1 protein-coding gene is annotated in these 308 nt (G+C 51.0%); it reads right to left on the bottom strand.

Annotated elements, in window-relative coordinates; translation table 11 throughout:
* Positions 1-249 (bottom strand): sugar phosphate isomerase family (locus tag KDM89_RS21355; RefSeq protein WP_463322644.1); only part of this gene is annotated, 249 nt, incomplete at its 3' end.
* Between the last annotated feature and the right edge of the window lie 59 nt (positions 250-308).

Raw genomic sequence — 308 nt, 5'->3', positions numbered from 1 at the left:
CGCGCCATCGATATACACCGGCATGCGCGTGACTTCGTTCAAATCCAGCACCGTCATGCCGTGCGCGCGCAAGCGCTCTGCGGTAGCTTCAGATGATGCAACCGCAGCTTTGATTTTGTCTTTCATTTTTGCGAGTTCATCAATGAAGAAGTTCGCGGTGGAACCAGTTCCCACACCAACAATTTCACCTTCAACCACATAAGCGATAGCGGCTTGAGCGACCGCCAGTTTCAATTCGTCCTGAGTCATGTTGCAGCTCCGTAGATGTGCAGACCCTTGATCTGCAGATTAAAAAATTGGCGGCATTG

Origin of the sequence: Cognatundibacterium luofuense (genome assembly GCF_018139685.1) — a bacterium.
Classification (GTDB): Bacteria; Pseudomonadota; Gammaproteobacteria; order Burkholderiales; family Burkholderiaceae_D; genus Undibacterium; species Undibacterium luofuense.
Note: the sequence above shows the minus strand (reverse complement) of the source record. Positions and strands in the feature narration are given on the sequence as shown.